The 1,943-nt window shown below is 58.8% G+C and carries 2 protein-coding genes; both read right to left on the reverse strand.

What is annotated here, in order from left to right:
- A partial coding sequence (locus DEM26_RS20120) for a hypothetical protein (RefSeq protein WP_146194512.1) occupies window positions 1-205 on the reverse strand: 205 nt, incomplete at its 3' end.
- Window positions 206-539: 334 nt separating this feature from the next.
- Window positions 540-1,805 carry a hypothetical protein gene (locus DEM26_RS20125; RefSeq protein WP_146194513.1) on the reverse strand — a complete coding sequence of 422 codons (1,266 nt, stop codon included), beginning with the start codon at window positions 1,803-1,805 and terminating at the stop codon, window positions 540-542.
- Window positions 1,806-1,943 lie beyond the last annotated feature (138 nt).

Here is a 1,943-nt window from a genome sequence, read left to right on the forward strand (position 1 = left end):
CCGCCGTGCAGGATACCACGGCCTCACCTTTATTATTGTACACAGCGTCGACCACAGCCGTATCGCAAACATTATTCGATTTTGCCCAGACAACGAGCGCGTCATGGCTGAGATTAGCCGGTGCGCGCAGGTCTTGCGCCGCACCCGGAAGAGCACCGGCAAGCGTGACTGCCACTGCAATGGCCCCCGTAAAGAACTGCGTCATCGAAACCTCCGATCAGGTTGAGATAGATAAGACACGATGATCTTACATTAAACTCCTTATGAACCATAGGGATAATTGGATCCGTTGCGGTACTCCTAGTTGCGCCCACCAGCCTTGGTCTTGCCCATAGCGGAGGAACCTCATCGTGATGTTGCTCCTTTGTCATGAGAGGCATCTCTTAAAGAAACCCTTTTCAGTGCAGTGATTGGGGGTTCGACCGCTCGTTTATGCGATAATCCCCGTATTTTTGTTCCGCTTCGGGATCGAGAGTTTTCCTGAAATGGACGAGGGCCGCCCAATGGGCGGCCCTTTCCGGTTCAACATGCGGTCACCTTCAGTCCGAGGCGTTCGTAGGGGGCGTGGCAGAGGGCGCGGTGATGATCGCGATCGGGTCGACGACAGCGTCCTGCGTGCTCGTGTCGGGCGCGGGTAGACCGAGCAGCTCGTTGAGATAAGCCAAGGCCTCGGGCGAGAGTTCACGCCCGTTCGAGGCCGAAAGAAGTGCGTCTTGCTGCTCTTGCGTTGCGCCCGCGACTTCGGCTTCCAGCTGACTTACTGATTGCTGAGCGCTGGCGAGCTCGGCCTGATAAGTTTGCGACGCCTCGAGCTCTGCCTGCAAAGTGGCAATTTGATCGGCATTGGCCGGATCGGTCGCATCGAGCGCGTCGAGATCAGCCTGAATGGCGTCCGGCGAACGGAGGGTCTGCGACTGCAGGTCGCTCAGCGACTGTTGGGCCTGCGCGAGCTGCTGATCATAGGCTTGCGCCCCGTCGAGTTCCGATTGCAGCGCAGCGAGCTGGGTTTGATAGTCCGCCACGGTCGGGTCGAGGGCGTCAATATCCGCCTGGATATCGGAGGGAGAACGGTAATCACCGGCTTGCGCCTCGAGATCGCTCACGGCCTGCTGCGCGGATGTGAGTTCAGTCTCGTAGGCTGTTGAAGCGTCAAGCTCGGACTGAAGCGCGGCAAGCTGGTCTCGGTAATCCGGCGCGGTTGGATCGAGTGCATCTATATCGGCTTCGACCGCGTCCGGCGTCCGGGCGACCTGCGACTGGAGCTCAGAAAGCGTCTGCCGCGCGTCGGCAAGCTGTTGGTCGAGTTCGCCCGTCGCCAGAACTGCTGCCTTATAAGCGGCAATCCGTCCGACCTGACTGTTGGGCGCGGCATTCGCGAGCGCGGTCGGGCTCGCATGGGCGGCATTCAGACCTTTGAGCTCCGAGGCGAGCGCCCCCTGCTTAGTGAGGGCGGCAGTGGACAACTCAGGCTTGCCATTGGGCCGCGGAGACTCTGCGATTGCGTAATCGGTCGGGGTAGTCGAACGAACACCTGTCTTGGCATGCTTGGCGATGATCTTATTCGTCGTATGACTGCTCTTCTTGCCGGGGCTCGATGGCTTGCCGTGAAATGCGGAGTTTCCGCTAGCATCGCCGCCGTGGTGGCCACCGTTTCCACCATGGCCGCCGTTTCCACCTCCATTTCCACCACCATTGCCTCCCTTGGCAAAGGCCATGTCATAGCCAGTGAAGTGGCTCGACGCGACCGGGGCGAAAACGAAACTTGCTGCCACGAGCGACACGAACGAAGTTCTTTTGAGGTTCATGATGCCCTCCCTTCATTGATCAAACGATAGTTAGACATTTGTCTGACATCTAAACCGAATACGACTCGGAGGGTTCCCTAGGGTCAGGATGCATTGATTTCGGTCGCACTGCGTGATTCACGGCTCCGAAAACGAGCG

The sequence above is a fragment of the Thioclava sp. NG1 genome (assembly GCF_003122275.1).
In the GTDB taxonomy this organism is placed as follows: domain Bacteria; phylum Pseudomonadota; class Alphaproteobacteria; order Rhodobacterales; family Rhodobacteraceae; genus Thioclava; species Thioclava nitratireducens.

Excerpts from the sequence above, each read along its gene's own strand:
- DEM26_RS20125 (WP_146194513.1), bottom strand. The coding sequence starts at position 1,805 with ATGAACCTCAAAAGAACTTCGTTCGTGTCGCTCGTGGCAGCAAGTTTC.